Origin of the sequence: uncultured Microbacterium sp. (assembly GCF_937927635.1) — a bacterium.
GTDB lineage: Bacteria > Actinomycetota > Actinomycetes > Actinomycetales > Microbacteriaceae > Microbacterium.
Genome location: NZ_CALBRW010000017.1, coordinates 23902 through 39902, shown reverse-complemented (window position 1 = coordinate 39902; position 16001 = coordinate 23902). Strand labels below are relative to the sequence as shown.

Below are 16001 nucleotides of genomic sequence, written 5' to 3'. Positions count from 1 at the left end.
GTACAAGCACACCGCCAGCCTAGGCCCTGCCGCCCTCAGTTCTTGCTGAGAGCCGCCCGGTCCTCGTCGCTGACGCGCTCCTGGATGGCCACGCGCAGCCCGGGATGCCCGGTGAGCATCGGGTCGTCGCGCAGGATGTCGGCGGCGATGTCGCGCGCGTAGGCGATGAGTCCGGCATCCTTCACCACGCGCAGCAGACGCAGCGACGACTTCGCTCCCGCCTGGGCGGCGCCCAGCACATCGCCCTCCCCGCGCAGCTCGAGGTCGACCTCCGCCAGCTCGAAGCCGTCCAGCGTCGCAGCGACGGCCTCCACCCGCTCACGCGCGGGAGTTCCCGCTTCGGCCTCGGTGACCAGCAGGCACAGCCCCGGTACTCCCCCGCGACCGACGCGACCGCGCAGCTGGTGCAGCTGCGACACGCCGAAGCGATCGGCATCCATCACGACCATGGTCGAGGCGTTGGGCACGTCGACGCCGACCTCGATGACCGTGGTCGCCACCAGCATGTCGATCTCGCCGCGCGCGAATGCCCGCATGATGGCATCCTTCTCGTCGGACGGCATCTTGCCGTGCAGGATGGCGCGACGGACGGAACCCAGCACGGGATGCGTGGCCAGCAGCTGGTCGAGCTGCACCACGCCCCAGCGAGGCCCCCTGCCCTCGACATCCTCCGGCGGCGGCGCATCGTCGGCCTCGACCGAGTCGGATGCCGTGTCGATGGCCGCGCACACGACGAACACCTGCCTGCCCTGCGCGATCTCCTCGCCCGATCTGTCCCACACCCGCTGGAACCACTCCGGATGCTCGGCCAGCGGCGCCACGAACGTGCTGATGCCCGCGCGTCCCGCGGGCATCGTCTGGATGACGGAGGTGTCCAGGTCACCGAAGACCGTCATCGCGACCGTGCGCGGGATGGGCGTGGCGGTGAGGACGATGGCGTGCGGAGCGGTGCCCTTGGCACGCAGCATCTCGCGCTGCTCGACGCCGAAGCGGTGCTGCTCGTCGACCACCACCAGCGCCAGGTCGGCGAAAGTGGTCTTCTCGGACAGCAGGGCGTGCGTGCCGATCACGATCAGCGACTGACCGGATGCCACGCGCAGAGCCGCCCGGCGGCGTTCGGGAGCCGACATCTGCCCGGTCAGCAGCGTGGGGATCAGTTCGGCCGAGGCATCGGGGCCCAGCATCCGCGTGATCGAGCGCAGATGCTGGGCGGCCAGCACCTCGGTCGGGGCGATGAGCGCGGACTGCCCGCCGGACTCGGCGACCTGCAGCATGGCGCGCAGCGCCACGAGGGTCTTGCCCGAGCCGACCTCGCCCTGGATGAGCCTGTTCATCGGCCGGGACGCCGCGAGGTCGGCGGCGATCTCGGAGCCGACACGCTGCTGATCGGCCGTGAGCGTGAACGGCAGCGACGCGTCGAACCGCTCCAGCAGCCCGCCGGCTGCCGCCGCGCGAGGAGTGGCGACCAGCGAGCGGATCAGATTGCGCTGCTGCAGCAGCGCGGTCTGCAGCACCAGCGCCTCATGCATGCGCAGGGTGCGCACGGCGGGTTCGATGTCGGCCCTGCGGTGCGGGCGATGGATGCTCATCAGCGCCTCACGCGCGGTCAGCAGCCCCTCCCGCTTGCGGAGGTCATCGGAGAGCGGATCGTGCACGTCGCCCAACTGGTCGAGCACGACACCCACGACCTTCGCGATCTGCCAGCTCTGCATGGCGGAGGTCGCCGGATAGATGGGGATCGGCACGTCCTGCAGCGCGTCGGCCTGACGGTGAGCCGACTCGTCGTCGTCGAAGAGCTGGTAGTCGGGGTGCGCGAACTGCACCCTCTTGTTGAAGACGCTGACCTTGCCCGAGAAGATGCCGCGCCGACCGACGCGCAGCTCCTTCGCCCGCCACTCCGCCTGGCCGAGGTTCTTGGCGAAGAACGTCAGGGACATCTGACCGACGCCGTCGCCGATCATGACTTCGAGCATGGCCCCACGGCGGTTCTTCATCATGCGCGGATTGGTGGAGAGCACCTCGGCCACGATCGTGACGGTCTCGCCGATGGGCAGGTGCTCGATGGGCGTCAGCTCTCCGCGGTCCGCGTAGCGGCGCGGGTAGTGCCCGAGCAGCTCGCCCACCGTCGTCATGCCGAAGGCGCGATCCAGGGTCTTGGCCGTGGATGCGCCGAGGGCCGTGCTCAGCGGCGTCTCGAGCGAGAAGGACATGCTCCGAGTCTAGGGAGGGCCGCCGACGTCGGCCCGCGCAACCGGCGTGCCGGTATCGTGATCGCGTGACCAGGATCATCGCGGGTGCCGCGCGCGGCATCCGACTCGACGTGCCCGACGCCGGCACCCGCCCCACCAGCGACCGCGTTCGGGAGTCGGTCTTCGGCGCGCTCGAGTCGATGGATGCCATCGACGGGGCCCGCGTGCTGGACCTGTACGCGGGCAGCGGCGCGCTGGGGCTGGAGGCCTGGAGCCGCGGCGCGGCGCACGTCGACCTGGTGGAGCGCTCACGGCCGGCGGCATCCGTCGTCGGTCGCAATGTCAACGCCGTCGCGAAGTCGCTGGGAGCCGCGGGTGCGGCGAAGGTGCACCAGAGCGCCGTCCGGACGTTCCTGGGTCGCGCGAGCGGACCCTTCGACCTGGTGTTCACCGACCCGCCGTACGACCTCGACGACGCGGCCATGACCGCCGACCTGGCGGCGCTCGCGCCGCTGCTGTCCGAGGACGCCGTCGTGGTCATCGAGCGGGCCAAGCGCTCGAACGCACCAGAGCTGGATGCCGCGGGGTTGACCCTGCTGCGCGAGAAGACCTACGGCGACACCGCGGTCTGGTGGGCTCAGCCGGCAGTCACGCCGTCCCAGTCGCGGTAGGGGTCCCAGCCCGAGGGGGGAATCGGGGTGCCGTCCAGCAGCAGCCCGTGCTCGCCGCGCGCGATGACCGTGCCGATGCGGTGGAAGCCCGCAGGCAACGGGCGATCCGCGGGAAAGGCCGCCAGCAGGCCGTGGTCCTCTCCCCCGGCCAGTGCGCGTGAGCGGTTCCCGCCGAAGGACAGCTCGTCCAGCGCGGCGCCGTCGAAGTCGATGCACACCCCCGAGGCATCCGCCATCCGGCCGGCGTCGATGGACAGCCCGTCCGAGACATCCATCATGGCGGTGGCACCGGCATCCGCCGCGACGGGTCCGAGCGCGATCGGCGGCAGCGGGCGCAGCTGACGCTCCAGCCCGCGGCGCGAGGCCTCGTCCAGGGCATCCGGGTCGACGGCGATCGGCGTCTCGCCGTCGCGGAACACCCCGAAAAGAGTCTCCAGACCCGCGGCGGCCGCACCCAACTCGCCGGCGAGGGCGACGACATCGCCAGGTCGTGCGCCGGAGCGCGTGACGGCGGAACGACCGCCCAGGTCTCCGAGCGCGGTCACGGCGATCATCAGCAGCTCGGAGACCGTGAGATCGCCGCCCACGACCGCGCACCCGGGCGCCAGCGCGTCGCAGGCCTCGCGGAAGCCGTCGGCCATCGCCGCGACGAAGGACAGCCGGACGTCACGGGGAACCGCCAGCGCCACCAGCAGTGCCGTGGGTGCCGCACCCATGGCGGCGACGTCGGCGAGGTTGACCGCCGCGGCCTTCCAGCCCAGGTCGTAGCCGCTGGACCACGCCGTCCGGAAGTCCGGGCCATCGACGAGCGTGTCGGTGGTGGCGACGACCGACGCCGACGGAGCGGCGATCACGGCCGCATCATCGCCCGGTCCCAGCAGCGCGTGCGCGGCCGTCGACGTCCGGGCGAGGATGGTCCGCAGCACGGTCCCCTCCGAGATGTCGCCGATGCGAGGGTCGCCGTCTGGGTCGGATGCCATGCTGTCAACGGTAGCCTGGAATCATGCTTCGACGTCTCGCCCTGGTAGCCGGGGCGCTGACCCTTCTCGCCCTCACCGGATGCTCGAGCACGGTCGCACTGAAACCCGCTCCGGACGCCGACAATCCCGCCTGCGCCGAGGTGACGGTGCGGCTTCCCAACACCATCGGCGACATGCAGCGGCGCTGGACCGATGCCCAGGCCACCGGCGCCTACGGCGAGCCGACAGCCGTGATCGTCGCCTGCGGCGTCGCGGTTCCGGGGCCGACCGCCGATCTGCAGTGCGTCACGCTGGACGGCGTCGACTGGCTCGTCGACGACTCCCAGGCGCCGAAGATGCGCATGACCACCTACGGCCGCGACCCCGCCGTGCAGGTGTTCGTGGACACCAAGCTGATCGGCGCCAACGAGGTGCTCTCCAACAGCGGCCTCGTCAGCGGCATCCGCACCATCAAGGCGACCAGCGCGTGCATCGCGCCGGAGGGACTGCCGAAGTAGGCCCTACTTGCTGAGGCCGGCCTCGATGAGCTCGGTGATCAGCTCGGAGTAGGTCATGCCCGAGGCGATCCAGCACTTCGGGAACATCGAGATCGGGGTGAACCCCGGCATGGTGTTCAGCTCGTTGACGACCAGTTCGCCGTCGGGAGTGACGAAGAAGTCCACGCGCGCCAGACCGGTGCCGTCCACGGCCTCGAACGCGCGCACGGCGGTCTCCCGCAGTCGTGCGATGAGGTCGTCGTCGAGTTCGGCCGGGCAGACGATGTCCACGCCCTCGCCGCCGAGGTACTTGCCCTCGAAGTCGTAGAAGCTGCGGGTGGTCAGCACCACCTCGCCGGGGAGCGACGCCCGTGCCCGCTCACTGCCGCGACCGGCCAGCACGCCCACCTCGATCTCGCGTCCTGCCACCCGGGACTCCACGAGCACCTTGGCGTCCTCGTCGAACGCGATGCGGAAGGCCTCGTCGATCCCCTCTCCCCCGTCGACCCGCGAGACGCCGACGCTGGAACCGGCGCTGGCAGGCTTGACGAACGCGGTCTCACCCAGCGCGCGCACCTTCTCGCGGATGCTCTCGGGATCGGCATCCCACTCCGCCTGGCGCACGGTGATGCCCGGCGCGACCGAGATGCCGGCCGCCGACAGCGCCAGCTTGGTGAAGTGCTTGTCCAGGCAGACCGCGGAGTCCAGGATGCCGCCGCCGGCGTACGGCACGTCCAGCACGTCGAAGAATCCCTGGATGGCGCCGTCCTCGCCGTGCAGGCCGTGCAGCAGCGGCAGGACCACGTCGATCTCGCCGAGATCGACCGACGAGCCGTCGGCGAGCACCGCGCGCAGCGTGCGATCGCCGCTGGGCTGCGGCCAGCGGATGCGGGTGCCGTTGTCGACGACCTCGGGCATGTGCTCGGGATCCAGCGCGAAGCGCGCGGGGTCGTCCTGCTCGAGGACGAAGGCTCCGTCGCGGGTGATCCCGACGGGGATCACGTCGTAGCGGTCGCGGTCAATGGCCGCCAGCACTCCGCCCGCCGTTGCGGAACTGATCGAGTGCTCGCTGGAACGCCCGCCGAAGAGCACCGCCACCGTCTGCTTGTCCATGATTGGTTCTCTCCTCCTGCGGAGTGTCGTCGTCGGTGGTCAGGTGCGGCGCGATGTCGCGGGGATCCATCTTGCCGTCGAGCACCATCTTCACCTGTTCCACGATGGGCATGAAGACGTCCGCCTCGTGCGCGAGCTGCAGGATCGGGGCGACGGATGCCAGGCCCTCTGCGGTCTGGTTCATCTGCTTGATCACGTCCTGGAAGCCGTAGCCCTGGCCCAGTAGGCGCCCCGCGGTGTTGTTGCGGCTCAGCGGCGACTGGCAGGTCGCGATCAGGTCTCCCAGGCCCGCCAGGCCCTGCAGGGTCTCGGGCTGGGCGCCGTTCGCGACCGCGAAGTCGGTCATCTCCACGAGTCCGCGCGTGATGATCGACGCCTTCGTGTTCTCGCCGTACCCGACGCCGTCGACGATGCCGATCGCCACCGCGATGAGGTTCTTCAGCACTCCGCCGAACTCGGTGCCGATCACGTCGGTGTTCACGAACGAGCGGAAGTACCGGTTGCGCACGGTGCGGGCCACGGCATCCGCGGTCTCCTGGCTGCGCGACGCGATGACGGCCGCGGTGGGCTGCTCACGGGCGATCTCCAGCGCCAGGTTCGGGCCGGAGGCCACGGCGATGCGCAGCGGGTCGCAGCGCATCTCCTGCTCGATGACCTGACTCATGCGCAGGCCAGAGGAGCGCTCCACGCCCTTCATGAGGCTGACGATGGGCTGCTCGCCGTCGGCCAGCAGCGGGCGCAGCGCCTTGAGGTTCTCGCGGAGCGTCTGGCTGGGCACGCACAGGTAGACCTGCTCCGCGCCGTCGAGCGCCCGGGACAGCTCGTGCGTGGCGGTGATGGTGCGCGGCAGGTTGATGCCGGGAAGGTAGCGCGAATTGCGCTTGGCCTCGGAGATCTCCTGGGCGAGCTCGGGGCGCCGCGCCCACATGGTGACCTGCGCGCCGCCGTCGGCGAGGATCTTGCCGAAGGTGGTCCCCCAGCTGCCTGCTCCGACGACGGTCGCCCTCGTGCCGGACGCGGCCGGCACGCGTTTAGGAGTCAAGGCGACCCGTCTCCCTCTGCCCGTGCTCGGCGGGATTCCACCGCTTCGCGGGCGCCTTCTCGTCACGCAGCTGCTCCAGCAGAGCGGTGATCGCGGACATCAGCCGGTCGTTCGCCTCGTTGATGGCGGCCTGCTCGCCCGCCCGGCCCCTCAGGTCCGACAGATCGACGGGGTCTCCCACCAGCACCCGCACGCGCTTGCGCAGCGGCCACAGGCTCAGTCCCTTCTGGTACCTGCCCATGATGTGCTGGGTGCCCCACTGCGCCATCGGGATCAGGGGGATGTCGCCGGCCAGCGCCAGGCGCACCGCGCCGGACTTCCCGCGCATCGGCCACAGCTGGGGGTCGCGGGTGAGCGTGCCCTCCGGGTACACGATCACGCCGCGCCCGTGCTCGACGAGCTCGCGGGACTGCTTCATGGTCTGCTTGGCGGCGGATGCCGACGACGCTCGCGCCACCGGGATCATGCCGGTCCTCTTCAGGACCCACCCCACCACGGGAACATGGAACAGGCTCTCCTTCGCCATGAACCGCGGCAACCGCCCCGTGCGGAACACGGAGATGGCCACCACCAGCGGGTCGAACTCGGAGTAGTGGTTGGGTGCCAGCACGAACGCGCCCTCGCGGGGCAGCTTGTGGGCATCCGTCGTCGTGATCTTCGCCAGGATCGACACCAGCGGGATGACGATCACCGCCAGCGGCCAGAACAGGCTCGGCCGGCTCCGCTCGGAAGCAGCCATCAGATCACCGGACGACGTCGAAGTCGGCGCCCAGCGCCCGCAGCTTGTCGAGGAACTTCTCGTAGCCGCGGCTGAGGATGTCGACACCGGAGACGACCGACTCGCCCTCCGCGGTCAGCGCCGCGATCACGTGGCTGTACCCGCCGCGCAGGTCGGGCACGACGATGTCGGCGCCGTGCAGCGGCGTGGGACCGGTGATGACCGCGGCCTGCTCCAGTTCGCGGCGCGGGACGCGACGGGGCCCGTCCTGCAGTCCGTGCGGGTGCACGACGATGTCGGCGCCCATCTTGACCAGCGCCTGCGTGAAGCCGAACCGGTTCTCGTACACGGTCTCGTGCACGGTCGAGCGCCCGTGGGCCTGGGTCAGCGCGACGATCAGCGGCTGCTGCCAGTCGGTCATGAAGCCGGGGTGCACGTCGGTCTCGACGACGACCGGCTTCAGCTCGCCTGCGCGACGGAAGAGGATCCCGTCCTCCTTGATGTCGAACCAGCCGCCGGCCTTGCGGAAGACGTTGAGGAAGGTGAGCATCTCCTGCTGCTTGGCGCCGCCGACGAAGATCTCGCCATCGGTCGCCAGCGCCGCGCACGCCCACGAGGCGGCCTCGTTGCGGTCGAAGATGCACCGGTGGTCGTAGCCCCGCAGCGTCTCCACACCCTCGATGAGGATCACGCGGTTGGGCTCGTAGGAGATGATGGCGCCCATCTTCTGCAGCACGGCGATCAGATCCATGATCTCGGGCTCGATGGCGGCGTTGCGCAGCTCGGTGGTGCCCTGGGCGCGCACGGCCGTCAGCAGCACCTGTTCGGTGGCGCCGACGCTCGGGTAGGGCAGGTGGATGTTCGCGCCCTTGAGCCCGTGCGGTGCGGAGAGGCGGATGCCGCTGGGCTGCTTCTCCACGATGGCGCCGAACTTGCGCAGGGCGTCGAGGTGGAAGTCGATGGGGCGGTCGCCGATGCGGCACCCGCCGAGGTCGGGGATGAACGCCTGGCCGAGCTTGTGCAGCAGCGGACCGCAGAACAGGATCGGGATGCGGGAGGCGCCGGCGTGGGCATCGATCTCCTCGTAGTGGGCGGATTCGACATCGCGCGGGTCGAAGACCAGCGAGCCCTCCTCGTCACCGGGGGTGACGCGGACTCCGTGCACCTCGAGCAGCGAGCGCACGACGGCGACATCGCTGAGGTCCGGCACATCGCGCAGCGTGCTGGTGTCCTCGCCCAGGAGAGCGGCGACCATGGCCTTCGTGGCCAGGTTCTTCGCGCCCTTCACGTCGACGCGGCCACTCAGCGGCCGGCCTCCGCGGATCGCGAGCACGGATCCGGTGGGAACCGGAGCCTCGTCAACTGCAGCATCGCGGAGCGGTGTCGTCATTCGGGCCTCTTCTTCATCAGGACAGACGCGGCGGTGGCCGCAGATCTCTCATCCAATCACGGCTGGCGCCGCGGGGGCTTCTGGCCCCCGGCCCACCGCACGTCTCGTCCTAGCGAACAGGAAGCGTGCGCGGCCGCCACGACTCGCGGCGGGCCTCGAACTGCGCGATCTTGTCTTCGTTGCGCAGGGTGAGCCCGATGTCATCGAGCCCCTCGAGGAGCCGCCACCTAGTGTAATCGTCGATCCCGATCCCGACCTGGAAGTCGGCGACGGTGGCGGTGCGCGCCTCGAGGTCGACCGTGATCTCACGACCGGGCTCCTCGTCGATGAGCGCCCAGATGCGCTCGATGTCGGCCTCGTCGACGGTGGCGGCCAGCAGGCCCTGCTTGCCGGAGTTGCCGCGGAAGATGTCGGCGAAGCGGGGGCTCAGCACCACCCGGAAGCCGTAGTCGCGCAGCGCCCAGACGGCGTGCTCACGGCTGGAGCCGGTGCCGAAGTCGGGGCCGGCGACGAGGACGGATGCGTGCTGGAACGGCGCCTGGTTGAGCACGAATTCCGGGTCCTTGCGCCATTCGTGGAAGAGCGCGTCCTCGAAGCCCGTCTTGGTGACGCGCTTGAGGAAGACGGCGGGGATGATCTGGTCGGTGTCGACGTTCGAGCGCTTCAGCGGGGCTGCGACGCCGGTGTGGGTGGTGAACTTCTCCATGGTGCTCAGGCCTCCAGGTCGCTCGGGCTGGACAGGGTGCCGCGGATGGCGGTGGCCGCCGCAACCAGGGGCGAGACGAGGTGCGTCCGGCCGCCCTTGCCCTGCCGGCCCTCGAAATTGCGGTTCGAGGTGGATGCGCAGCGCTCACCGGGTGCCAGCTGGTCGGGGTTCATGCCCAGGCACATCGAGCAGCCTGCGAAGCGCCATTCCGCGCCGAAGTCCTCGACGATCTTGTCGATCCCCTCCGCCTCGGCCTCCAGCCGCACACGGGCCGAACCCGGAACGACCATCACGCGCACGCCGTCGGCCTTCTTCTTGCCCTTGATGACCGACGCGAACGCGCGCAGATCCTCGATGCGGCTGTTGGTGCAGGAGCCCATGAACACGGCATCGACCTTCACATCCTTCAGCGGCGTGCCGGGGGCGAGGTCCATGTACTTCAGCGCCCGTTCGGCGGCGGCTCGCGCATTGGCGTCGGCGATGTCGGCGGGGTCGGGGACGGATGCCGACAGCGAACTGCCCTGACCGGGGTTGGTGCCCCAGGTGACGAAGGGCTCCAGCTCGGCCGCGTCGATGTCCACCTCGGCGTCGAACACGGCATCCGCATCGGTGGGGAGCGTGCGCCAGTACGCGACGGCATCCTCCCAGTCCTGCCCGGCAGGGGCGTGCGGGCGCCCCTTCAGGTAGGCGAAGGTGGTCTCGTCGGGCGCGACCATGCCGGCGCGGGCGCCGGCCTCGATCGACATGTTGCAGATGGTCATCCTGCCCTCCATGGAGAGGGCGCGGATGGCGCTGCCGCGGTACTCGAGCACGTAGCCCTGTCCCCCGCCGGTGCCGATCTTCGCGATCACGGCCAGGATGATGTCCTTGGCGGTCACGCCGGGGCGCAGCTCGCCCTCGACGTTGATGGCCATGGTCTTGAAGGGCTTCAGCGGCAGCGTCTGCGTGGCCATGACGTGCTCGACCTCACTGGTGCCGATGCCGAACGCCATGGCGCCGAAGGCGCCGTGCGTGGAGGTGTGCGAGTCGCCGCAGACCACCGTGATGCCGGGCATGGTCAGGCCCAGCTGGGGGCCGACGACGTGCACGATTCCCTGCTCGACGTCGCCCAGCGAGTGCAGCCGCACGCCGAATTCGGCGGCGTTGCGGCGCAGCGTCTCGATCTGGGTGCGGCTCGTGAGGTCGGCGATGGGCTTGTCGATGTTCAGCGTCGGGGTGTTGTGGTCCTCGGTGCCGATGGTGAGATCGACGCGGCGCAGCGGGCGCCCTTCTGCGCGCAGGCCGTCGAACGCCTGCGGGCTGGTGACCTCGTGGATCAGGTGCAGGTCGATGTAGATGAGGTCGGGCTCGCCGGCTTCGCCCTTGACGACGAGGTGGTCGTCCCACACCTTCTCGGCGAGGGTGCGCGGTGACGTGCTGATGGTCATGCGGTCTTCCTTATGGCTCGATGAGTCGGCCCACGATGGACTCCGCGACGAGGAAGGCCTAGATCGAGGTCCCGCCGCGGCTGCTAAGGAGAAGAACCACCTGCCGCATGCGGGCCAGTCTACCGCGCACCGGAAGCGCTCAGGCCCGTGTTGCAGCGCGCTTCTCGCGAGCCGACGAGACCAGGCTGGCGATGGTGGCCACGGCCATCGAGCCGAAGATCACGCCCAGGGACACCCAGTTGTTGATGTCCGGCGCCCACTCGATGGGCTGCCCGCCGTTGATGAACGGCAGCTCGTTCTCGTGCATGGCGTGCAGCACGAGCTTCACGCCGATGAAGCCCAGGATGAAGGCCACCCCGTAGTGCAGGTACTTGAGCTTCTCGAGCAGGTCGCCGAGCAGGAAGTACAGCTGCCGCAGGCCCATCAGCGCGAACACGTTCGCGGTGAACACGATGAACGGGTACGTGGTGATGCCGAAGATGGCGGGGATCGAGTCGACCGCGAACATCAGGTCGGTCACGCCGAGCGACACGAAGACGATCAGCATGGGGGTGAAGATCTTCTTGCCGTCGACCTTCACTCGCAGTTTGGATCCGTGGTACTCCTCGGTGATCGGCACCACGCGGCGGATCTGCCGCACGATGAAGTTCTCGGTCTGGGCATCCTCCGCCTCCTTCTCCGGCATCGCCTGCCGGATGGCGGTGAACAGCAGGAACGCGCCGAAGACGTAGAAGATCGGGCTGAGATGCTCGACGGCGGCGCCGACGATGATGATGAAGATCCCTCGCAGCACCAGCGCGATCAGGATGCCCGCCATCAGCGCTTCCTGCTGATAGCGGCGTGGCACCGAGAACTGGGTCATGATCAGGATGAACACGAACAGGTTGTCGATGGAGAGGCTGTACTCCATCGCCCATCCGGTGAGGAAGTCGAGGGAGATCTTCGCGCCGCCGACGAAGAACAGCACGCCCGCGAAGATGAGTGCGAGCACGACGTAGAACACCACCCAGAGAGCGGACTCCCTGGTGCTGGGGATGTGCGGTCGCTTGAGGATCAGCAGCAGATCGCCGAGCAGGATCACGGTGAGCACGATCATCGCGGTGATCTCGAACCAGATGGGGATGACCAAGAGCGGAGGACCTTTCGAGGGATGACGGAAGTCCGAAAGTCTCTCCCCGCACCCTGAGGTGCGTCGCGCGACCGGAGCAGCTTTGATGGTGCTCGTGATGACGATCTGCGCGATGTCGGGATACTCCCTCTCGCTCGGGCAATGCTACCGGATTGCCGACGCCCTGACCCAACCGATCGGTAGATCCGCGTCTTTCCGGGGTATACAAGAACTCTTGTGAGCTCTGATCCCCGCGCATAGCGTTTCCCACGTGGAACACATCTCCGTCATCACCGCCATCGCGCACCCTCTGCGGCGACGCATGATCGACCATCTGCTGCTGCACGGCGCGACACAGGTCGGCACGCTCGCCCGCGCGCTGGACGCACAGGTCGGCAGCATCAGCCATCACCTGCGGATGCTGAAGAAGGCCGGCATGGTCGAGCAGGTCGACGCGCCCGACGGCGACGGGCGCACAAGCTGGTGGCAGCTGGCCCGCACCTCGTTCACCTGGTCCACCGGTGACTACGACTCCCCCTCCGAAGCACTGCTGGTCCGCGAGGCGATGCGCGTGAACGTGCGGCACCAGCTGGATCTGCTGCAGCGGTGGCATCGGTCGTCGCCGCACGGCGATCACGATGGCTTCAGCACGGATTCGCTGGCGTGGGCCACCCAGGGCGAGCTGAACGACCTGCACGCCAGGGTGAACGCGCTGATGGACGACTGGAAGTCCGGCATCGACCGCGAGGACGGCCAGGAGCGGATGCCGGTGTTCTTCTTCGCGCATGGCTTCCCGACGGAGGCGTGAGATGACTGCTGAACCCACGCTGTTGCGCGAACCGCCGGCGTTCCGTCGAGACCGCCTGGTGCAGGCGTGGCTCGTGATCAAGGCGCTGTCGGATGCCGGTGACGCCATCTTCACGATCGCGTTCGCCTGGACGGCCGTGCAGATCGCCTCGCCGGCGGTGGCCGGGATCGTGGTCGCCGCGGGCACCGTGCCGCGCGCGATCGTGCTGCTGGTGGGCGGGGCGTACGCCGACCGCAAGGATGCACGCCGCCTCATGGTCGTGTTCAACGTGCTGCGCGTCGGTGTGCTGGTGACCGTGGCGATCTGGTGCCTGGCGGAGCCGCCGACGGTGGCGCTGCTGCTGATCGCGTCGATCGCGTTCGGGCTGTGCGATGCGTTCTTCGAGCCGGCCGCCGGCACGATGCCGAGGCAGCTGGTCGCACCGGCGGATCTGCCGGCGTACTCGGCGCTCAGCCAGACGCTGTCCAGGCTCGGGACCATGGCCGGATCCGCCGCGGGCGGCTTCCTGGTGGCGGCGTTCGGGCTCTCCGGCAGCGCCGCACTCAACACCGTGACCTATGTCGTGGTCATCGTGTTCATCGTGCTGTGGCTGCGTCCGCGCTTCGCGCTCCCCCGGGCATCCGCCGAGCAGAGCGTGCTGCGCGGGGTGGCCGACGGGTTCCGGCACCTGGGGCGGGAGCGGGCCACGCGCACGCTGGTGATCGCCCTGTCGGGGCTGAACCTCGCGGTGAGTCCGGCCATCTCGATCGGGCTGCCCCTGCAGGCCACCGCACGAGGATGGGGAGCGGGGGCGGTCGGCGTGTTCGAGGCGCTGGTGGGCGGCGGCGCCATGATCGGCGCGCTGGTCGTGGTGCGCCGGCGCCCGCAGCGGGAGGCCATCGGCGGCTTCGCCGCGCTGGTGGTGCAGGGTGCGGGGATCATCGCTCTGGGGATCGGGTCGTCGGTGGTGGTCGGTGCAGGCTGCCTGACCATCGGCTTCACCGCCGGTTTCGCGTCGGCGCTGCTGAGCTCGACGTTCGCCGCGACGGCCGCACCGGACTACCTGGGTCGGCTGGGATCGATCCTTCGGCTGGGCGATGACTGCCTGATGCCCGCGGCCATGGCGCTGTTCGGGCTGCTGGCAGGCATCCTGCCGTTGTGGGCGCCGTTCGCCCTGTACGGCGGGGCGATGGCGCTGCTCATGATCATGCCGCTGCGCAACCCCGGCATCCGCTCGATCCGTCTGCGCGGCGGCGCTTCTGCCGATGCATAGTCCCGTCACAGCCTCCTCTCACAATCCGTGGTTCCCGCGTTCCTACGGTGGATGAAGCGGGGTTCATCGCGGGCGCCGGAGAGGATGCTCATGGACGCACTGCCGAGTTGGCCGGGGACGCGCAGATCACTGCGCATCGCGGTGATCGCCTCCCTGATCGGCCTCGCCGCCGCGGTCGTCGTCGGCGTCGCGGTGCACGGATCGGATGCCGGCATCGGGTTCGACCTGTGGTTGAACTCGCTGCACTCCCCCGCGTGGGATGCGATCGCGCGGGCGGTCGCGGTGGGATTCCAGCCGACTTCGGCGGTGGTGATCGGTGCTGCGCTGGCTGTCATCGTGGCCGTGCGGTTGCGTCGCGTGCTGCCCGGCCTCGCGGCGGGCGCCGCGGTCGCGATCGGGTGGTTGTGCACAGGAGTGCTGAAGATCGTGATCGACCGCCCTCGGCCGGTGTGGACGGATGCCGTGCATCAGGTCGTCGCGCCGGAGACCGATGGCTCGTACCCCAGCGGGCACACAGCGTTCGCGACCGCGCTCGTCGTGACGATCGTGCTGCTGGCATGGCGCACACGAGCCCGCTGGTGGGCCCTCGTCGGTGGTTCGACCCTGGTCGTGATCACCGCCTTCGCCCGGATGTACGTCGTCGTGCACTACCCGATCGACGTGATCGCCGGTGCCGGCTGCGCGGTCTGCGGCGTCGTCCTCGCGTTCGCTGTGTTCGACGTCATCGCGCGCCGGTTGACGGTTCCCGCCCCGACGCTGGCATCCGACAGGACTCCCGTGCGCACCAGGACCGCGCGCCGCTGAACCGCACCGGACGGACGAGACAGGCCGCTCCGAGAAGCAAGAAGGTCCTCCGGGATGACCCGGAGGACCTTCTTCATGTCAGTGACCCCAGCGGGATTCGAACCCGCGTTACCGCCGTGAGAGGGCGGCGTACTAGGCCGCTATACGATGGGGCCGTCACTGCAACCGTTCAAGTATGCCATGACGATCCGGCCCCGCCAAATCGAGCCGGACGCCGCCGAAGCCGAGCCGGATGACTCTCAGCCGAGCATGTCCTTGACCATCGGCACGACCTTCTCGCCGTACAGTCCGATGGAGTCCATCATCGTCTGATGGGTGATCTGGCTCTGGTCGTACTTGAAGTCGAACCGGTTCACGGGCAGCGTCTTCAACGTCTCCACGACCTTGCGGGCGACGGTCTCGGGCGAGCCGATGTACAGCGCTCCGCTCTCGATCTCGCGCTCGAAGTCCCCCACTGCCGGCGGAGCCCAGCCGCGCTCCTGGCCCATCCGGGTGCGCATGGCCAGCCATCCGTCGTACGTCAGCGCACGAGCCTGCTCGTCGGTCTCCGCCACCAGCCCGGGCGAGTGCACGGCGACGGGCTTGCGCTCCACGCCGAACTGATCCTGCGCGCGCTCGAACAGGTCGATGTAGGGCGCGAACCGCTTGGCCGGTCCGCCGATGATGGCCAGGAACAGGCCGAAGTTGTAACGCGCGGTGCGCACCACGGAATCGGGGCTGCCGCCGACGCCCACCCAGGTGCGCAGGCCGTTCGCCGTGGTCGGGAAGACCCGCTGGTCCTCCAGCGCCGCACGCGTGTTCCCCTGCCAGGTGACGGGCTCCTCCTTCAGCAGCTGCGAGAGCAGATCCAGGCGCTCCTCGAAGAGCTCCTCGTACTGGCGCAGGTCGAAGCCGAACAGCGGGAACGACTCGATGAAGGACCCGCGGCCGGCGACGATCTCGGCGCGGCCGTCGGAGACGGCATCCAGCGTCGCGAAGCGCTCGAACACCCGCACGGGATCATCCGAGCTCAGCACCGTCACGGCCGACCCGACGCGGATGCGCTCGGTGCGCGATGCCACGGCCGAGAGCACGACCTCCGGAGCGGAGACCGCGAAGTCGGGGCGGTGGTGCTCCCCCACCCCGAAGAAGTCCAGGCCGACGCTGTCGGCCAGCACGGCCTCGTCGATGATGTCGCGCACCACCTGCGGGTGCGGCACGAGCGCGCCGCTCGCGTCGTGCGTCACGCCGCCGAAGGTGTCCAGGCCGAATTCGATGTCAGTCACGATGGGCACAACCTCCGCCTCGAGGGTTTCATTCCGTTGAATAGAAATCGGG

General features: G+C 69.3%; 15 protein-coding genes and 1 tRNA gene. 5 read left to right on the top strand and 11 right to left on the bottom strand.

What is annotated here, in order from left to right:
• Nucleotides 1-35: 35 nt before the first annotated feature.
• Nucleotides 36-2210: an ATP-dependent DNA helicase RecG gene (locus Q0568_RS06780; protein ID WP_298864296.1), complete on the bottom strand. Its 2175-nt coding sequence runs from the start codon at nucleotides 2208-2210 to the stop codon at nucleotides 36-38.
• A 65-nt stretch (nucleotides 2211-2275) separates the two neighbouring features.
• Here Q0568_RS06780 and rsmD point away from each other — a divergent pair, with 65 nt between their 5' ends.
• On the top strand, nucleotides 2276-2860 hold the full coding sequence (gene rsmD / locus Q0568_RS06775; RefSeq protein WP_298864293.1) for a 16S rRNA (guanine(966)-N(2))-methyltransferase RsmD: 585 nt from the start codon (nucleotides 2276-2278) through the stop codon (nucleotides 2858-2860).
• Here the strand turns inward: rsmD and thiL are convergent.
• Entirely contained in the window at nucleotides 2827-3840 is a 1014-nt protein-coding gene (thiL, locus tag Q0568_RS06770; protein WP_298864291.1) for a thiamine-phosphate kinase, read from the bottom strand. The two genes, rsmD and thiL, sit on opposite strands and share 34 nt — an antisense overlap.
• 23 nt (nucleotides 3841-3863) lie before the next feature.
• Here thiL and Q0568_RS06765 point away from each other — a divergent pair, with 23 nt between their 5' ends.
• Entirely contained in the window at nucleotides 3864-4337 is a 474-nt protein-coding gene (locus Q0568_RS06765) for a DUF3515 family protein (RefSeq protein WP_298864289.1), read from the top strand.
• A 3-nt stretch (nucleotides 4338-4340) separates the two neighbouring features.
• Here Q0568_RS06765 and Q0568_RS06760 read toward each other — a convergent pair whose 3' ends face one another.
• The 7 genes from Q0568_RS06760 to Q0568_RS06730 form a co-directional block, all read right to left on the bottom strand.
• Nucleotides 4341-5429 carry a D-alanine--D-alanine ligase family protein gene (locus tag Q0568_RS06760; RefSeq protein WP_298864287.1) on the bottom strand — a complete coding sequence of 363 codons (1089 nt, stop codon included), beginning with the start codon at nucleotides 5427-5429 and terminating at the stop codon, nucleotides 4341-4343.
• Nucleotides 5335-6471, bottom strand: a complete 1137-nt coding sequence (locus tag Q0568_RS06755; protein WP_298864282.1) for an NAD(P)H-dependent glycerol-3-phosphate dehydrogenase — start codon at nucleotides 6469-6471, stop codon at nucleotides 5335-5337. The genes Q0568_RS06760 and Q0568_RS06755 overlap by 95 nt, the downstream gene beginning before the upstream one ends.
• Nucleotides 6461-7210, bottom strand: a complete 750-nt coding sequence (locus tag Q0568_RS06750) for a 1-acyl-sn-glycerol-3-phosphate acyltransferase (protein WP_298864280.1) — start codon at nucleotides 7208-7210, stop codon at nucleotides 6461-6463. Before Q0568_RS06750 ends, Q0568_RS06755 begins: the two co-directional genes overlap by 11 nt.
• 4 nt (nucleotides 7211-7214) lie before the next feature.
• Nucleotides 7215-8579: a UDP-N-acetylglucosamine 1-carboxyvinyltransferase gene (gene murA, locus Q0568_RS06745; protein WP_298864277.1), complete on the bottom strand. Its 1365-nt coding sequence runs from the start codon at nucleotides 8577-8579 to the stop codon at nucleotides 7215-7217.
• Nucleotides 8580-8688: 109 nt separating this feature from the next.
• Nucleotides 8689-9285, bottom strand: a complete 597-nt coding sequence (leuD, locus tag Q0568_RS06740; RefSeq protein WP_298864274.1) for a 3-isopropylmalate dehydratase small subunit — start codon at nucleotides 9283-9285, stop codon at nucleotides 8689-8691.
• A gap of 5 nt (nucleotides 9286-9290) precedes the next feature.
• On the bottom strand, nucleotides 9291-10712 hold the full coding sequence (leuC, locus tag Q0568_RS06735) for a 3-isopropylmalate dehydratase large subunit (protein ID WP_298864271.1): 1422 nt from the start codon (nucleotides 10710-10712) through the stop codon (nucleotides 9291-9293).
• A gap of 139 nt (nucleotides 10713-10851) precedes the next feature.
• Nucleotides 10852-11841, bottom strand: a complete 990-nt coding sequence (locus Q0568_RS06730) for a TerC/Alx family metal homeostasis membrane protein (RefSeq protein ID WP_298864268.1) — start codon at nucleotides 11839-11841, stop codon at nucleotides 10852-10854.
• Between the two features lie 250 nt (nucleotides 11842-12091).
• Between Q0568_RS06730 and Q0568_RS06725 the strand changes: the two genes are divergently transcribed.
• From Q0568_RS06725 to Q0568_RS06715, 3 genes are all read left to right on the top strand, one after another.
• A complete protein-coding gene (locus Q0568_RS06725; RefSeq protein ID WP_298864265.1) occupies nucleotides 12092-12628 on the top strand; it encodes a helix-turn-helix domain-containing protein in 537 nt (178 codons plus the stop codon).
• 1 nt (nucleotide 12629) lies between these two features.
• Complete coding sequence (locus tag Q0568_RS06720; RefSeq protein WP_298864262.1) at nucleotides 12630-13880, top strand: MFS transporter; 1251 nt, start codon at nucleotides 12630-12632, stop codon at nucleotides 13878-13880.
• Nucleotides 13881-13970: 90 nt separating this feature from the next.
• Entirely contained in the window at nucleotides 13971-14684 is a 714-nt protein-coding gene (locus Q0568_RS06715) for a phosphatase PAP2 family protein (protein ID WP_298864259.1), read from the top strand.
• An 82-nt stretch (nucleotides 14685-14766) separates the two neighbouring features.
• Here the strand turns inward: Q0568_RS06715 and Q0568_RS06710 are convergent.
• Nucleotides 14767-14839, bottom strand: a tRNA-Glu gene (locus Q0568_RS06710).
• A gap of 84 nt (nucleotides 14840-14923) precedes the next feature.
• Nucleotides 14924-15952 carry an LLM class flavin-dependent oxidoreductase gene (locus Q0568_RS06705; RefSeq protein ID WP_298865235.1) on the bottom strand — a complete coding sequence of 343 codons (1029 nt, stop codon included), beginning with the start codon at nucleotides 15950-15952 and terminating at the stop codon, nucleotides 14924-14926.
• Between the last annotated feature and the right edge of the window lie 49 nt (nucleotides 15953-16001).